Raw genomic sequence first — 16,973 nt, forward strand, 5'->3', positions numbered from 1 at the left:
CCTTCACGAGAGGCGCAGTTCGTTGTCGATCAGCTCGAAGATCTCGTCGTTCGTGGCCGCGCCGATGTGTCCGAGATCGTCCTGCGGGGCGGGCCGCGGGCCGCCCCACCTGGTGAGGAGGTCGTTCAGCCGGGCCAGGACGCGTTCGCGCGTGCCGGGGTCGAGGTCCTCGCCGGTGAGGGCCGCCTCGACGCGGTCCAGTTCGGCCTCCGGCTCGGGTGTCCTGGCCGGGACGAGCCTGGTCCGCAGGTACGCGGCGAGCGCGAGCGGGGTGGGGTGGTCGAAGACGAGGGTGGTGGGCAGCCGCAGCCCGGTGAGCTTGTCGAGCCGGTTGCGGAGCTCGATGCTGCTGAGCGAGTCGAACTCGCCGTCGAGGAACCCCCTGTCGGGGTCGATGGCGTCGAGGTCCGGGTGGCCGAGCACGGTGGCGGCGGTGGACCGGACGAGTGTCAGGAGCCTGCGCAGCTGGTCGGCCTCCGGCCGGTCGGCGAGTTCCTCGGCGAGGGAGGTCACGGGAGAGGACACGAGGGAGGTCACGGAGGAGGCCGTGAGGGAAGCCGTGGAGGAGGCCGTTCCCGCCGCCGGTGCGGCGATCCGGCGGGGCCGTCCGTGCGCCGCCACCCCTCTCAGCAGCGGGGAGACCCTCTCGGAGTCGGACCGGTCGAGCCTGGCCGTCACCGCGACCGGGTCCGGCGCGGCCAGCGCGGCGTCGAGCAGGGCGAGCGCGTACTCGGTCGGCATGGCGGGCAGGCCCGAACGGGCCAGCCGGGCCACGTCCGCCCGGGTGAGGTCGCGGGTCATGCCGCTGGCCTGCGCCCAGTGTCCCCAGGCGAGCGACGTGGCGGGCAGGCCGTGCGCGCGGCGGTGGTGGGCGAGGGCGTCGAGGAAGGCGTTCGCGGCGGCGTAGCCCGCCTGGCCCGCGTTGCCCAGGATGCCCGCCGCGGAGGAGAACAGCACGAACGCCGACAGGTCGAGGTCGCGGGTCAGCTCGTGCAGGTGCCAGGCGGCGTCGGCCTTGGGGCGGAGCACGCCGCGTACCTGGTCGGAGGTGAGCGAGCCGAGCACCCCGTCGTCGAGCGTCCCGGCGGCGTGGACGACGGCCGTCAGCGAGTGCCCGGCCGGTACGGAGGCGATCAGCGCGGACAGCGCGGCGCGGTCGGCGACGTCGGCCGCGGCGATCCGCACCTCGGCGCCCAGCGCGGTGAGTTCCGCGCGCAGTTCGGCCGCGCCCGGCGCGTCCGGGCCGCTCCGTCCGGCGAGCAGCAGGTGGCGGACCCCGTACCGGGTGACCAGGTGGCGCGCGGTGAGGGCGCCCAGCGTGCCGGTGCCGCCGGTGACGAGTACGGTTCCTGCCGGGTCGAGGCGGGCGGGCAGGGTGACGGCCAGCTTGCCGGTGTGCCGTGCCTGGCCGAGGTGGCGCAGGGCGTGGTGGGCGTGCCGGGCGTCGCGGACGGTGACCGGCAGCGGCTGGATCGCGCCCTCCTCGAACAGCGCGGCGAGCACGTCGAGGATCTCGGCGATCCGGCCGGGGTCCACCTCGAACAGGTCGAACGCCTCGTACGTCACACCCGGGTGGGCCGCCGCCACGTCGGCCGGGTCGCGCTTGTCGGTCTTGCCCAGCTCGACGAACCTGCCGCCGCCCGCGAGCAGCCGCAGGGACGCGTCGGTGAACTCGTGGGCGAGGGAGTTGAGGACGACGTCGACGGCGGGGAACCCCGTTTCGAAGTCGAGGGTGCGGGTGGAGGCGATGTGGTCGTCGTCGAGCCCCTGCCCGCGCAGGGTGTCCCACTTCGCGGGCGAGGCGGTGCCGTACACCTCGACCCCCCAGTGCCGGGCGAGCTGGACGGCCGCCATGCCGACGCCTCCGGTCGAGGCGTGGACCAGCAGCCGCTCGCCGGGACGGACACCCGCCAGGTCGGCGAGGCCGTGGTAGGCGGTGAGGAAGGCCACCGGCACGGTGGCTGCCTGCGCGAACGACCACCCGGCCGGGACACGCGTCAGGTAGCGCCGGTCGGTGACCGCGAGCGGGCCGACGGTCCCGTGGATCAGGCCCATGACGCGGTCGCCGGGTGCCAGGCCGGTCACGCCGGGCCCGGTCTCCACGACGACGCCCGCGCCCTCGGCGCCGATCCTGGCGCCGCCGGGGTACACGCCGAGGGCGATGAGCACGTCGCGGAAGTTCAGCCCGGCCGCCCTGAGCGCGACCCGGACCTCCCCCTCGGCCAGCGAGCGCTCCGCCTCGGGGGCGGGCAGCGGCGCGAGGTTGTCCAGCGTGCCGGGAACGGTGACGTCCAGCCGCCAGGCCTCGTCCGGAAGGTCCAGGGCGTCCCCCTCCGCCGGGTGGGTGAGCCGGGGAACGAGGATCTCGCCATGGCGTATCGCGAGCTGGCTCTCGCCGGTGGCCAGCGCCGCCGCGACGGCCGCCCGCGCCCCCGACTCCGGGTGTGAGTCGAGGTCGAGCAGGACGACACGGCCGGGGAACTCGGTCTGCGCCGTACGGCCCAGGCCCCAGATCCCGGCGTGCGCGAGGTCCTCGACGTCCTCCCCGGGATGGGTGGCGACGGCGTTCCGGGTGACGACGACCAGCCCGGTCGTCGCGAACCGCTCGTCCGGCAGCGCTTCGCGCAGCAGCTCCAGCGCCGTGACCGTCCCGGCGTGCAGCGCCCCCGGCAGCGCCGTGCCCCGCCCCGCGCCTTGCTCCGTGCCCTGCCCCGCGTCCTGTCCCACGCCCGGTACCGCGCCGGACGCGGTGCCGGACGCGATGCCGGACGCGATGCCGGTCGCGGCGCCGGACGCGGCGCTGGACGCGGTGCCGGTCGCGGCGCTGGACGCGGTGCCGGACGCGGTGCCGGACGCGGCGCTGGACGCGATGCCGGACGCGGTGCCCGGTACGATGTTCCGTCGCGTGTCGCCGGTGGTCGCCGGGATGAGCAAGAGGTCCGGAGCAGCCGTCCCCGCAGCTTCCAGGTCATCAAATATCGGCACATCGGGGATATCGAGATCGGCTCCGACCACCGCCCAGCGGGTCGGCACCGACGCCGGCACCGGCCCCACGGGTGTGGACGCGGGCACGGGCGTCCAGTCCAGCCGGTACGGAACCGCGCGGCCCCGCGTACGGGAGGCGCCGAGCCGTTCGGGCGCGACGGGCCGGAATGTGAGGGACTCGACGGAGACGACGGGCACCCCCGTGGCGTCGGCGGCGGTGATGCCGACCGTGCCGGGGCCGGTCGGCGTGCTCCGCACGCGCAGCGCGGTCGCGCCCGACGCCTGCAGCGACACCCCGTTCCACGAGAACGGCAGGTGGACGCCCCGCGCGCGGTCGCCGGAGAAGGTGATCCCGACGACCGCGTGCAGGGCGGCGTCGAGGAGGGCGGGATGCAGGCCGTACCCGGCGGCCTCGGCGAGCTGCTCGTCCGGCAGCCGCACCTCGGCCAGGGTGTCGTCACCCAGCAGCCACGCCGCCACCAGCCCCTGGAAGGCGGGCCCGTACTCGTAGCCCTGGTCGGCGAGCCGCTCGTACAGGCCGGTCAGGTCGACGGGGACCGCTCCCGGCGGCGGCCAGGCCTCGGCCGTCTCCCCGGGCGACGGAACGGCGGCGACCAGGGCGCCGGTGGCGTGACGGGTCCAGCCGTCCGACGGGGCGGTCCGGGAGTGGACGGCGATCGGGCGGCGGCCGGAGCCGTCGTCGGCACCGGTGAACAGCTGGACCTGTACCTCGCCGCGCTCCGGGATGACCAGCGGTGCCTCCAGCGCCAGCTCTTCCAGGCGCAGCCCGCCGTGCCGGTCGGCGGCATGCAGGGCGAGATCGACGAACGCCGTACCGGGAAGCAGCGCGCCGCCGGAGACCACGTGGTCGGCGAGCCAGGGCCGGGTGCGGGACGAGAGGCGGCCGGTCAGGAGCGAGCCCTCGCCGCCCGCCAGGTCGGCCGCCGCGCCGAGCAGCGGGTGGTCCGCCGTCTCCAGCCCCGCGGCGGCGGGGCCGGAGACGGCGGAGGAGGTGTCCAGCCAGAACCGGCGTCGCTGGAAGGCGTAGGTGGGCAGGTCGACCAGCCTCGCGCCACGGCCCTCCAGGGCCGCCCGCCAGTCGACGCTCACGCCGTGGACGTGCAGCTGGGCGAGAGCAGAGGTGAACGCCCGGACCTCCGTACGGCCGGGACCGCTGAAACCGTCGGCACGGTCGGAGCGGCCGGAACGGTCAGCGCGGTCGGAACGGTCGGCGCGGGACGCGGCGGCGAGGGTGCGCGGGGGGGAGTCCGCGAGGCACTCGTGGGCGAGGGCGGTCAGGACCGCGTCGGGGCCGAGTTCGAGGTAGTCGGTCACGCCGAGCTCGCGCAGGGCCGCGATCCCGTCGCGGAACCGGACGGCCCGCCGGATGTGGCCGGCCCAGTAGCCGGGATCGCGCAGCTCGTCCGCCCCGGCCGGTCGGCCGGTGACGTTGGAGATCACCGGGATGCGCGGCGCGGAGAAGTCGAGTCCCGCCGCGACGCGCCGGAAGTCGTCGAGCACCGCGTCCATGTGCGGCGAGTGGAAGGCGTGGCTGACCCGCAGCCGTCTGGCCGTGCGGCCCTCCCCCCGCCAGCGTGCCACGATCTCCGCCACCACAGCCTCGGTCCCCGAGACGACCACGGAGTCGGGGCCGTTCACGGCCGCGATGTCGGCCTCGCCGCGGTGACCGGCCAGGAGCGCCTGGGCCTCCCGCTCCGTCCCCCGCAGGGCGGCCATCGCGCCAGTGGCCGGAACCGCCTGCATGAGCCTGCCACGAGCGGTGACGAGGGTGGCGGCGTCGGGCAGCGACAGGACGCCCGCGACGTGGGCGGCGACCAACTCGCCGACGGAGTGGCCGATGAGGTGGTCGGGACGCAGGCCGAAGGACTCGGCCAGCCGGTGGAGGGCGACCTCGAAGGCGAAGAGCGCGGGCTGGGTGTACGCGGTCGTGTCGAGCAGCGCGGCGTCGGCGGTGTCCGGCCCGGCGAACATCACGTCGAGGATCGGGCGGCCGAGGTGGCCGTCCAGGTGCCGGGCGACCTCGGCGAGGGCGTCGGCGAACACCGGGAAGGCCGCGGCGAGATTCCGCCCCATCCCGGGGCGCTGGCTGCCCTGGCCGGTGAACATGAACGCGAGCCCGCCCTGCTTGGTGGCGGTGCCGCGTACGACGTCCGGGGCGGATCTCCCCGAGGCGAGGGAGTCCAGCCCGTCCAGGAAGCCCGTACGGCCTTCGGCGAGCACGACGGCGCGGTGGTCCAGGGCGGCGCGGGCCGTGGACAGGGTGAACCCGACGTCGGCCACGTCGAGCGCGGGGTCGGCGGCCACCCGCGCCCGCAGCCGCGCGGCCTGCTCGCGGAGCGCGTCCTCGGTCTTCGCCGAGAGAAGCCACGGGACGACACCGGGATCGCGGGATTCACTGGATTCACCCGGATCGGCCGAATCACCAGGATGGCGAGACTCGCCGAGTCCCCTTTCACCGACCGAATTGTCGGCGTCGCGGAACTCGCCGGATCCACCTGAACCGGCTGAACCACCGGAATGGCCGGACTCGCGGGACTCGCGGGATCCACCCGGATCGGCTGAACCACCGGGATGGCGAGACTCGTGGGATTCGCGGGATTCACTGAATCCATCCGGATCGGCCGAACCGCCGGGATCGCCCGGCCGGTCGCGCGGGCCGGTCTCCTCCGGTGCCTGCTCCAGGATGAGATGGGCGTTGGTGCCGCTGATGCCGAAGGAGGAGACGGCGGCCCGGCGAGGGCGGCCGGTCTCCGGCCACGGGGTGGCCTCGGTCAGGAGCGAGACGGCGCCCGCCGTCCAGTCGACGTGCGGTGACGGCCGGTCGATGTGCAGGGTCGGCGGCAGGGTCGCGTACCGGAGAGCCTGGACCATCGCGATGACGCCGGTGACGCCCGCGGCGGCCTGGGTGTGGCCGAGGTGCGACTTCGACGAGCCGAGCAGCAGCGGGCTCCCCCCTCGGCGGTCGCGGCCGTAGGTCGCCAGCAGCGCCCGCGCCTCGATCGGGTCGCCCAGCGCGGTCCCCGTCCCGTGCGCCTCGACGGCGTCGACGTCGGCGGGCGACAGCCCCGCCCCGGCGAGGGCCTCCCGGATGACCCGCTCCTGCGAGGGGCCGCTGGGAGCGGTGAGCCCGTTGCTGGCGCCGTCCTGGTTGACGGCGCTGCCCCGGACGACGGCGAGTACGGGGTGGCCGTGGCGCCGGGCGGCCGACAGCGGCTCCAGCAGGACCAGGCCCGCCGCCTCCGACCACGCGGTGCCGTCGGCGGCGGCCGCGAACGGCTTGCACCTGCCGTCGGGCGCGAGCCCGCCCTGGCGGCTGAACTCGGTGAACATGCCCGGCGCCGACATCACCGTGACGCCGCCCGCGACCGCGAACTCGCACTCGCCCGCGCGGAGCGCCTGGATCGCCAGGTGCATCGCCACCAGGGAGGACGAGCAGGCGGTGTCGACGGTGATCGCGGGCCCCTCCAGCCCCAGCGTGTAGGCGAGCCTGCCGGAGGCGACGCTGGTCAGCGTGCCGGTGAGGGCGTGGCCCTCGTAGCCTTCCGACGTCTCGTGCAGGCGGGGGCCGTACTCCTGGGGGATCACGCCGACGAACACGCCGGTACGGCTGCCGCGCCGGCTCGACGGGTCGATCCCGGCCCGCTCGTGGAGCTCCCACGACGCTTCGAGCAGCAGCCGCTGCTGCGGGTCCATCGCGGCGGCCTCGCGCGGGCTCAGCCCGAAGAAGGCGGCGTCGAACCGGTCCGCGTCGTGGAGGAAGCCTCCCTCTCCGGTGGCGGAGGTGCCGGGCCCGTCCGGGGCGAGGAGCCGGTCCACGTCCCAGCCCCGGTTGCCGGGGAAGCCGCCGATCACGTCCTCGCCGGACAGCAGCAGCCGCCACAGGTCCTCGGGCGATCCGGCGCCGCCCGGCCAGCGGCCGCTCATCGCGACGATCGCGATCGGCTCTCCTGCCTGGGGTGCCGTCCGCGCGGGACCTTCCGGTTCCACTACGGTCCCGTTGACCTCGGCGTCCAGGTAGGCGGCGACGGCCTGCGGCGTCGGGCGGTCGTAGACGAGCGAGGCGGGCAGCCGCAGCCCGGTCGCCTCGGCGAGCCGGTCGCGGAACTCGACCGCCGCCGCCGAGTCGAAACCGAGGTCCTTGAACGTGAGATCCTCGTCGACCGCGTCCCCCGCCGCGTGACCGAGCACGATCGCCGCGCTCGCCCGGACCAGTTCCAGGGCCGTGCGCTCCCGCCCCTCATGCCGTACGGCGGGCGCGGGGACGTCCCCACGGACCCCTGGTGAAGCCTGTGAAGCCGGTGGAACGGATACCGGGGCCTGGTCGAGCCACAGGCTCCGGCGCTGGAAGGCGTACGTGGGCAGGTCGACCAGGCCGGCCCCGCCGCCGATGACGTCCGGCCAGCGCACGGCCCCGCCGTGGGCGTGGAACCTGGCGAGCGAGGTGAGGAACTGGCGCGGGCCGCCCTGGCCGCGCCGGAGCGTACCGACCGCGAGCACGTCACCCGCGCTCTCCCCGATCCCCTCGGTGAGGATCGGGTGCGGGCTGCTCTCGACGAACGCGCGGTGCCCGTCGGCGACGGCGGCCAGGACCGCCCGTTCGAGCTCCACGGTCCGGCGCAGGTTGCGGTACCAGTAACCGGCGGTGAGCTCGGCCGTGTCGAGCCGGGCACCGGTGACGGTGGAGTAGAAGGCGACGTCCGACGCCTCCGGCCGGATCCCGGCCAGCTCGTCGAGGAGCCGCTGCCGCACCGGCTCCACCTGCGGCGAGTGGGACGCGTAGTCGACGGAGACGTTCCGCACCCGGACGCCCTCCCGCCGGTATCCGTCGAGGAGTTCGGTGAGCGCCCCGGCGTCGCCGGAGACCACGGTGGACGCGGGACCGTTGACGGCCGCGACGCCGAGCCGCCCTTCCCAGCGGGCCAGCCGGTCGCGCACCCGTTCCGCGGGAAGCAGGACGGAGGCCATCCCCCCGGTGCCCGCGATGGCGGCGATGGCCCGGCTGCGCAGGGCGACGATCGCGGCGGCGTCGTCGAGTGACAGGGCACCGGCGACGTGCGCGGCGGCGATCTCCCCCTGCGAGTGGCCGATGACCGCGTCGGGCCGGACGCCCGCCGACTCCCACAGCCGCGCGAGCGAGACCATGACCGCGAAGAGCGCGGGCTGCACGACGTCCACGCGGTCCAGCGGGGGCGCGCCGGGACGGCCGGTGAGCAGGTCGACCAGCGACCAGTCCACGTGCGGCGCGAGGGCGTCCGCGCACGCCCGGACGTGCCGGGCGAACACCGGTGAGGTACGCAGCAGCCCCTCGGCCATGCCCTCCCACTGGGACCCCTGGCCGGGGAAGACGAACACGGTATCGCCGCCGTCGAGCCTGGCCGTGCCCCGTACGAGGGAGGCCGCCTGGTCTCCCCCGGCCAGTGCCCGCAGGCCGTCGACGAGCTCGGCGCGGTCGCCGACGAGCACCGCCCGGTGCCTGAACGCCGTACGGGTCACGGCGAGCGACAACGCCACGTCCGCGGGCTCGAAGGAGCCACCCCTGTTCAGGGAGCCCGAGCTGAGGGAGTCCGTCGTAAGAGAAGCTGTGCTGAGGGAGTCTGTGGTCAGAGAGGCGTGCAGCCGGGCGGCCTGGTCGCGCAGCGCGGCCTCGCTCGCGCCCGAGAGCACCCACGGGACCACCCAGGCCTCGGCGGCCGGTGATCCGACGGGAAGCGGCCCGGCGAGCGGTGATTCGGTGAGCGGTGACGTGACGGACGGTGATCCGGCGAAAAGTGGTTCCGCGAGCGGTGATTCGACGGACAGCGGTTCAACGGACAGCGGGTCGACGGGGAGCGAGTCAACGGAGAGCGAGTCAACGGACAGCGGCTCGGCGAGGAGCGGGTCGTTGGAAAGCGGGTCGACGGAAAGCGGCCCGGCCGGGGGTGGTTCGGTGAGCACGACGTGGCAGTTGGTGCCGCCCATGCCGAAGGAGCTGACCCCCGCGACGAGTGGCCGGTCCAGTCTCGGCCAGGGGCCGGTGCCCGACTGCACGCGCAGGTTGAGCCGGTCGAACGGGATGTCCGGGTTCGGCGTCTCGAAGTTGAGGCTGGCCGGTATCCGCCGGTGCGCGATGCTCAGCGCCACCTTGAGCAGGCCGACGATTCCCGAGGCGCCCTCCAGGTGCCCGACGTTCGTCTTGGCCGATCCGACCGCGAGCGGTTCGGCGGAGGTCCGGCCCGCGCCCAGGGCGGCGCCGAGTGCCGCGGCCTCGATCGGGTCCCCGACCCTCGTCCCCGTGCCGTGGAGTTCGACGTACTGGACGGCGCCGGGCGCCACGCCCGCGCGTTCGGTGGCGAGCTGGATCACCTCGGCCTGCGCGTCCGGGTTCGGCACGGTGAGACCGCTGGTGAGAGCGCCGTTGCCGCTGCCGCCCCCGCCGGGATCGCCGTCGTTGTTGACGGCGCTGCCGCGGATGACGCAGTGGATCCGGTCGCCGTCGGCGACGGCCCTGGCGAGCGGCTTGAGGACGACGACGCCTCCTCCCTCGCCGCGCACGTAGCCGTTCGCGCGGGCGTCGAAGGTGAAGCAGCGCCCGTCGGGCGAGAGCCCGCCGAACCTCTCGGCGGCGATGGTGGCGTCGACGACGAGGTTCAGGTTCACGCCCGCCGCGATCGCGAGGGTGGACTCGCCCCCGCGCAGGCTCTCGGCGGCGAGGTGGACGGCCACCAGGGACGACGACTGGGCGGAGTCGACCGTCAGGCTCGGGCCGCGCAGCCCCAGCGCGTAGGAGACGCGGTTGGCGATGAGGCCGCGGTTGAGGCCGGTCATCGTGTGGCGGGTGATGGCGCCCGGCCCCTGCCGGTGCAGGAGGGCGGCGTAGTCGGCGGCGATCGCGCCGACGAAGACGCCGGTGGAGGTGGCCGCCAGGTCGGCGGGCAGGATCCTGGCGTCCTCCAGCGCCTCCCAGGCCAGTTCCAGGACGAGGCGCTGCTGCGGGTCCATCGCCGCCGCCTCACGCGGGGAGATCGCGAAGAACTCGGGGTCGAACCGGTCGACGTCGTCGAGGAACCCCCCGAAGCGGGGAGCCGACGCGTCCCCGCCCCAGCGGCCGGCGGGCGCCTCCGTGATCGCGGAGCGTCCCTCGCTCAGCAGGTTCCAGAAGGCGCCGGGGTGGGGGGCGTGCGGCAGCCGGCATGCCATTCCGACGACGGCGATCGCGTCGGCCGGCCCGGTTCCCCATTCGTTCGACGTCGAATGGCCGAGACTCATCTTTACTCCATATCGTGAACCGGCGAGAAATGCTGACATGATTCTCGCCATTCACATCCGAATGGAGCACCCCTAGCAACCCCTAGGGGTAGTTGACCGGAGAGTTAGTCAAGAAAAGTCGGGAGATCGCCCCGGCGGGAAACGCCGAGCTTCCGGTAAATATGGGTCAGGTGCTGCTCGACCGTGCTCACCGTGACATAGAGCTTTCCGGAGATCTGCCGGTTCGTATATCCCTGGGACGCCAGAGTGGCGACCCTGCGCTCGGCGTCGCTGAGGTCCGCGTCACCGGTGCCCGGGAGGCCGGGACCCGCGGGGACGGCGCCTTCTGAGGGACCCGGCGGGCTCCCCGGAGGCGAGACCGCGCCGGTCAGCGGCTCGGCGCCGCAGGTGCTCGCGATGTGGCGGGCCCTGCGCTGGACGGCCCTGGCCCGGTGGGACTCCCCGAGGCGGGAGTGGGCGCGGCCGAGCTCCGCGAGCACGAGGGCCAGCTCGAACCGGTCCTGGGAGGCCTGCAGGATCTCCACCGCCTCCTCCAGGACGGCCGGGCGCGCCTCGACGGCGAGCGTCGCCGCCCGCAGGCGCGTCGCGATTCCCCTGGTGCGGGTCACGGCCGCTCCCCTGGTACGGGTCATGGCCGGGCCCAGGGCGGCCAGCTGGTCGTCGACGAGCATTCTCGCCTCCCTGATCCGGCCGAGGTCCAGGCACGCCTGGGCGGCGCCGAGACGCCAGGCGACGATCCCCGGCAGGTCGATGTCCCAGCTCTTCATGAGATCACCGCAGGTCCGGAAGTCCGCGAGGGCGGCCTCGGGGGCACCGGTCGCCAGCCGGTAGCCGCCGCGCGCGAACAGGTAGTGCAGCCCGACCGGCGTCTCGAACATGGCCTCGGGAACCGGTACGGCCAGGTAGCGCGCGGCGTCCTCGTACTTGCCCATGCCGACCTTCGCGGCCACCATGGCGGCGAGGGGGAAGCCGAGGGCCACTCCCCACGCGGCCGTCGGCATGTGGGTGAGCGCCGCGTGGGCGCACCGTTCCGCCTCCTGGAGACGGCCCTGGCGAACCGCGGTCTCGGCCCGTATCGCCGCGAACATCCCCTGCCAGTTCGGGGCGCAGTGGGTCGTGGTCTGTTCGAGCAGCGGCTCGCACCACCGCCGGGCGAGGTCAGCCCGGTCGGCGTAGATCAGGGTGACGAGCGCGGCGGTGAGCGAGTCCAGCGCCGTCCTCCCCATGGGGCACAGCCGCAGGACCTGCTCGGCGCGGTCGACGGCCTTCCGCCCGTCGTGCCCGGTCAGGAGGGCGGAGAGCACCCGTACCCCCTCCAGGCCGGTGGTCACCTCGGGCCCGTCGGCCGGATCGGCGTCGCGATCCCCCGCGGCCGGGCGGACCCGCAGGCCCGGGTACCAGCAGGAGATCCAGTCGGCCAGGTCGCGGAACGGTCCAGCGGCCCGCCTGCCGGGACCCGCGGAGTCGCCGAGCTCCCGCAGCGTCCGCACGGCCTGGTCCACGCGCCCCCGCCAGAGCAGCCGCCGCACCGACCGCGGCGTCCCGGCCTCTCCGGTGGAGGACCTTTCCCGAAGCCATTGGCCGAACAGGTCCGCGACCCGTGCCGATGTTTTCTCGTCGAGGCCCGCGTCGTCGAACACCTCCCTGAGGAATTCCAGGGAGGAGGCGAGCGGGACGGCCGAGAATCGCGACAATTCATGAATCGTCGCCGTTCCCGCGCCGCCGCTTTTCCGGTACGGCACGTCCAGCGGCCGGTCGATTTCAACCTGAGAACCCATTAATTCCATACGACTCTCCGCCGAGAAAAGAAGCAGCGGTCATCGATGCGATTTTCGCATCCCCCACCGGCCGCAAAGAATCAACGCCTTCTGTTCGGCTCAGCCGTCGCCGTCGTCCGCGAGCCGGGCCCGTGACCGCGCCACCGCGTCCCGGGCCCCCGTCATCTATTGTCTACATTTCCTACTAAGTAACCATAAAATACCCTGAGTCGTCAAGCGACTCGGGGTACGCGGGCACGGAACGGCTTCCGCCGGAAAGCGGCGTCGTCAGCCGGGGACCTGGTAGCGCCGGTCGAGCTCGGCGTGTTCGTCCAGGCCGATCAGCCTGTTGAACTCATCGAACAGGATCATGTCCTTGAGCACCCCGCTCGTGTCGCCCGTGGCCGCGAGTGTCTCAAGATAGTCCCTCATCCCCTTGGCCGCGGCGAACCCCGTCCCGAGCGAGAAGATCGCGAGCGCGTAACCCATCTCCTGGAGTGCGCGGACGCCCGGCGTCGGCGTGCGGCCGCCCTCGATCTGGTTGCTGAGCACCGGGACGACACCCCGGAACGTCGCGCAGATCCGCCGCATCTCGTCCTCGCTCTCGGGTGATTCGACGAACAGCATGTCGGCGCCCGCCGCGTGGTAGGCGGCTCCCCGGTCGAGCGCCTCGTCGAGTCCCATGGTCGTGCGGGCGTCGGTGCGGGCGATGATCACGAAGTCGGGATCCCGCCGGGCGTCGACGGCCGCCCTGACCTTCTCGACCATCTCCTCCTTCGGGACGACGTGACGCCCGAGCATGTGCCCGCAGCGTTTGGGGGAGGTCTGGTCCTCGATGTGTATCGCCGCCGCGCCGGCCTTCTCGTACTGGCGGACCGTGCGGTGGACGTTGAGCGGGTTCCCGTAGCCGGTGTCGCCGTCGGCGATCAGCGGGAGATCGACGGCCTCGGAGAGGGCCCCGACCCGGGCCACCATCTCCGTCATCGTCAGGTAGCCGACGTCGGGCTGTCCCAGCACGCTGGCCGAGGTCTCGAAACCGCTGAGGTACAGCGCCTGGAAGCCGAGCTCCTTGATTATCCTGGCGCCCGTCCCGTCGTAGGCGCCCGGCGCCACGAGTATCTCGGGGGCGGCGAGCAACCGCCTCAAACGCGTCGTCCGTCCGGTCATCGATCGTCCCCCCTGCCATGTCGGCCACCGCACACGTCTCACGGGTCACACCCGCCGAGACGACCGCCGGTCGATCATGACCCGGTACGCGCCCACGGCGTCGAGGGTGATGAACCGCTCCCGTTTTCGACGCTACCAACACGCGTGGCGACGGCCCCGTCCCGGGTGGGCGGGAGCGGATCGTCCCGGGACGGGCTCACGGATAGGCACCCGGGCGGGCGATCATCAGGACGACGACGACCGCCCACAACAGGTTGTAGATCCCGGCGATCATGGACAGCGCGCGCAGGCGCCCGCCGTCGTCGGGTTCGGCGAGCGCGTCGCGCTGTCCCGGATAAATCCGCAGCGCCAGCAGGCCGCGCCGCCCACGCCACACCGGCGCCACACCCCGAGGCCCGTCCCGCGCGAGGTCGCCACGGCCGCCCAGCGGCCCGGCCTCACCCAGGCCCGTCCACCCGGAGCGCAAAATCACACCCCGGAGTCGAACGACCACACATGGTGATGTACGTTTGTGGTCATGATCGTGTCGATACGGCGGGTCGCTCGGCGCGGAGGCATCGCCTTCACGCTGTGCCTGACCGTGCTCGGCATCGTCGTGCTGATCCATCTGGCGCTGTACGCCGCCGCCCACGCTCACGCGGCGCACCACCACGCGCCCGGCGCGCAGACGGCGATCTCCGCCGGCGGCTCGAACACCGGACCCCCCGCCGCGGTGCCGAGCGAGCACGCGCCGTGCCCCCGCCTTCCCGTCGACCACGATCATCGCCTGTGCGGCGCGGCCGCCGGGGCCCAGATCACCGACATGCGCCCTCTGCTGCAGACCGGCCCCGCCGTCGCCGACACGATGAGCACCGAGGTGCCCGCGCCCCCCTCGTCGCCGCCCACCCGGCGATCTTCGCGGCCCGCGTGCCCGCCGCCGGGAGCCGCGCTCCTCGTTCTCAAATCCGTTTCCCGCGTGTAGACCGGCCCACCGGGCCGCCTGGCATCGACTCAAGCTCGACACGAACGGCGTGAGCCGTCGCTTCCGCGTGCCCAAAAGCGAGTCGACCACATCGCAACCATGGGAAACGGATCATGACATACACCCTTAACTCTTCACAGATCGACACAGCCTCGCTCAGCCGGCTGATCACCGGGGCCACCTGCCACACTCCCGACCACGTGGTCGGCAACACGCCGGTGCTCTGGGTTCCCGAGATCGCCTCGGGACGGGGACGCGGATTCTGGGCGAAGCTGGAGAGCGGCAATCCCGGCGGGATCAAGGACCGCTCCGCGCTCTACATCGTCGAACGGGCACGCGAGCGCGGCCTGCTGCGGCCGGGAGCGCCCATCGTGGAATCCACCAGCGGGACCTTCGGGCTGGGCCTGGCGCTGGCCGGCATCGTCCACGGCCACCCGGTGACGCTGGTGACCGACCCGGGCATGGAACCGCTGATGCGCCGCCTGCTGTCGGCCTACGGGGCCCGCGTCGTCATCGTCACCGAACCGCACCCGGTGGGCGGCTGGCAGCAGGCCCGCCGTCAGCGCGTACGGGAACTGCTCGGCGAGCACCCGGACGCCTACTGCCCCGACCAGTACAACAACCCCGACAACGTCGCCGCCTACGCGGGACTGGCCGTGGAGCTGGCCGGCCAGCTCGGGCGGATCGACGTCCTGGTGTGCAGCGTGGGCACCGGCGGCCACAGCGCCGGCGTCTACCGCGAACTCCGGCGTTTTTACCCCGACCTGCGGCTCGCCGGTGTCGACGCGGTCGGCTCGACCATCTTCGGCCAGCCCGCCCGCCCCCGGCTCATGCGCGGCCTGGGCAGCAGCATCCACCCGCGCAACGTGGCGTACGAGTCCTTCGGGGAGGTTCACTGGGTCGCGCCCTCGGAGGCGGTCTGGGCCTGCAGGCGGCTGGCCGCGCTGCGGTACGCCACCGGCGGCTGGAGCGTCGGCGCGGTGGCCCTGGTGGCGTCCTGGCTCGCCCGCGAGCTGCCCGGCCACACCCGGATAGCGGCGATCTTCCCCGACGGCCCGCACCGCTACTTCGACACCGTCTTCAACGACGACTACTGCGCCGAACACGGCCTGCTCGGCGCGCCCCCGGCGGCGGACCCCGACGAGATCGCCCACCCGGCCGAGCGCGAACCGACGCGCTGGACCCGATGCGCGACCGTGCTCGACCCGGCCGCCTTCCCGGGAGACGGCGCCGCGGAGACACCTCGGACCACCTCGGGAGACGGCGTCGCGGAAACATCCCAGTCCACTTCGGGAAACAGTGCCGCGGAAACATCCCGGCCCACTTCGGGAGACAGCACCGCGAGAACAGCCCAGGCCACCTCGGGAAACAGCATCGAGGAAACGCCTCGGACCACCTCGGGAGACGGCACTCGTACCAGAGCCGCCGCGACCGCCACCACTGAGGGGACGGCGCCCGCCGGTGGCGAGGGGGTCCGGCCGTGAGAGGCACCCTGGCCCTGGCCCGTTCCTTCGACCGGCCGGTGAGGCTGCTGCTGGTCAACCAGCTCACCATCAACACCGGCTTCTACATGCTGATGCCCTACCTGGCCGGTCACCTGTCGGGGACGCTGGCGCTGCCGGCCGCGCTGGTCGGCCTGGTCCTGGGCATCCGCAACCTCGGCCAGCAGGGCATGTTCCTGGTCGGCGGCACGCTCGCCGACCGGCTCGGCCACAAGCCCATGATCGTCGCGGGGTGCGGGCTGCGCACGGTCGCGTTCCTGCTGCTGGCCGTGGCCGACTCCCTGCCCGCTCTGGTGATCGCCTCGGCGCTGACGGGGTTCGCCGGCGCGCTGTTCAACCCGGCCGTACGGGCCTACCTCGCCCGCGAGGCCGGAGCGCGCAAGGTCGAGGCGTTCGCCGTGTTCAACGCCTTCTCCCAGGTCGGCATCCTGGTCGGGCCGCTCGTCGGCCTGCTGCTCAACGCGGTGGCCTTCAGGCTCGTCTGCCTGGTCGCGGGGGTGATGTTCGCGGCCCTGACGGTCGCCCAGATGCGGGCCCTGCCCGGGAACACCACCCGGGAGTCCGGAGGGGACGGGCGGGGCGTGCTGCCCGCCTGGCGCGGGGTGGCGGGCGACCGGCCGTTCCTGCTGTTCTCGCTGGCCATGGCCGGTTCCTACGTGCTGAACTTCCAGGTCTACCTGGGGCTGCCGCTGGAGGTCCGCCGGGTGACGGGCGGCGAGCTGGGGATCACCCTCGTGTTCGCCGTCTCCGCGGTGATGACCATCGCCGGTCAGGCCCGGCTGACGGCGTGGGCGGCCCGGCGGTGGCGGCCGCCGCAGGCCATCGCCCGGGGCCTGGTCGTGATGGGGCTCGCCTTCGTCCCCCTGGCCCTGGCCGCCCCCTGGGCGGGCACCGTCGCCGTCCCGTCGGGGGGTGTCGCCGGGATGCTCGCGCTGGTTCCCGTCCTGGGGACGGCGGTGCTGCTCAGCCTGGCCACCATGATCATCTATCCGTTCGAGATGGCGACCATCGCCACCTTCGGCGGCCGGCACCTGGTGGGCACGTACTACGGGCTCTACAGCACCCTGGCCGGATTCGGCATCGCGGCGGGCAACCTGCTCACCGGGTGGGCCCTGGACCTGGGCGCGCGGGCCGGCCTGCCGGCCCTGCCGTGGCTGGCCCTGGCGCTGATCGGCCTGGGCTGCGCCGCCGCCGTCGCCGCCCTGGACCGATCGGGACGCCTGGCGCCCTCACCGGAGGCCGTCCGGGCGACGGCGTAGTAGCGCGGGGGTTCCGGGCCGGGCCGACGATCCGGTCCGCCCCGGCCCGGCCCGGAACCCCCGGTGGAACCCCGGG

The 16,973-nt window shown here is 73.7% G+C and carries 7 protein-coding genes; 3 read left to right on the plus strand and 4 right to left on the minus strand.

Features of this window, described 5'->3' with window-relative positions; genetic code table 11:
* Positions 1 to 3: 3 nt before the first annotated feature.
* The 4 genes from ABT053_RS17980 to ABT053_RS17995 form a co-directional block, all read right to left on the minus strand.
* On the minus strand, positions 4 to 10,251 hold the full coding sequence (locus ABT053_RS17980; protein ID WP_350970168.1) for a type I polyketide synthase: 10,248 nt from the start codon (positions 10,249 to 10,251) through the stop codon (positions 4 to 6).
* A 104-nt stretch (positions 10,252 to 10,355) separates the two neighbouring features.
* Positions 10,356 to 11,945 carry a helix-turn-helix transcriptional regulator gene (locus ABT053_RS17985; protein WP_350970169.1) on the minus strand — a complete coding sequence of 530 codons (1,590 nt, stop codon included), beginning with the start codon at positions 11,943 to 11,945 and terminating at the stop codon, positions 10,356 to 10,358.
* Between the two features lie 351 nt (positions 11,946 to 12,296).
* Positions 12,297 to 13,175 (minus strand): isocitrate lyase/PEP mutase family protein, encoded by an 879-nt coding sequence (locus tag ABT053_RS17990; RefSeq protein WP_350970170.1) that lies wholly within the window; start codon positions 13,173 to 13,175, stop codon positions 12,297 to 12,299.
* A 196-nt stretch (positions 13,176 to 13,371) separates the two neighbouring features.
* Positions 13,372 to 13,647, minus strand: a complete 276-nt coding sequence (locus ABT053_RS17995; protein WP_350970171.1) for a hypothetical protein — start codon at positions 13,645 to 13,647, stop codon at positions 13,372 to 13,374.
* A gap of 45 nt (positions 13,648 to 13,692) precedes the next feature.
* Between ABT053_RS17995 and ABT053_RS18000 the strand changes: the two genes are divergently transcribed.
* The 3 genes from ABT053_RS18000 (at position 13,693) to ABT053_RS18010 (ending at position 16,897) form a co-directional block, all read left to right on the plus strand.
* Entirely contained in the window at positions 13,693 to 14,136 is a 444-nt protein-coding gene (locus tag ABT053_RS18000; protein WP_350970172.1) for a hypothetical protein, read from the plus strand.
* Between the two features lie 113 nt (positions 14,137 to 14,249).
* Positions 14,250 to 15,620 (plus strand): PLP-dependent cysteine synthase family protein, encoded by a 1,371-nt coding sequence (locus tag ABT053_RS18005; protein WP_350970173.1) that lies wholly within the window; start codon positions 14,250 to 14,252, stop codon positions 15,618 to 15,620.
* Positions 15,617 to 16,897 (plus strand): MFS transporter, encoded by a 1,281-nt coding sequence (locus ABT053_RS18010; RefSeq protein ID WP_350970174.1) that lies wholly within the window; start codon positions 15,617 to 15,619, stop codon positions 16,895 to 16,897. Before ABT053_RS18005 ends, ABT053_RS18010 begins: the two co-directional genes overlap by 4 nt.
* Positions 16,898 to 16,973: the final 76 nt, after the last annotated feature.

Origin of the sequence: Streptosporangium sp. NPDC002524 (assembly GCF_040295985.1) — a bacterium.
Taxonomy (GTDB): Bacteria; Actinomycetota; Actinomycetes; order Streptosporangiales; family Streptosporangiaceae; genus Streptosporangium.

Bases quoted from the DNA above. Each gene is read 5' to 3' on its own strand.
- ABT053_RS17990 (WP_350970170.1), bottom strand. From the start codon at position 13,175: ATGACCGGACGGACGACGCGTTTGAGGCGGTTGCTCGCCGCCCCCGAG.
- ABT053_RS17980 (WP_350970168.1), bottom strand. From the start codon at position 10,251: ATGAGTCTCGGCCATTCGACGTCGAACGAATGGGGAACCGGGCCGGCC.
- ABT053_RS18005 (WP_350970173.1), top strand. From the start codon at position 14,250: ATGACATACACCCTTAACTCTTCACAGATCGACACAGCCTCGCTCAGC.
- ABT053_RS18000 (WP_350970172.1), top strand. From the start codon at position 13,693: ATGATCGTGTCGATACGGCGGGTCGCTCGGCGCGGAGGCATCGCCTTC.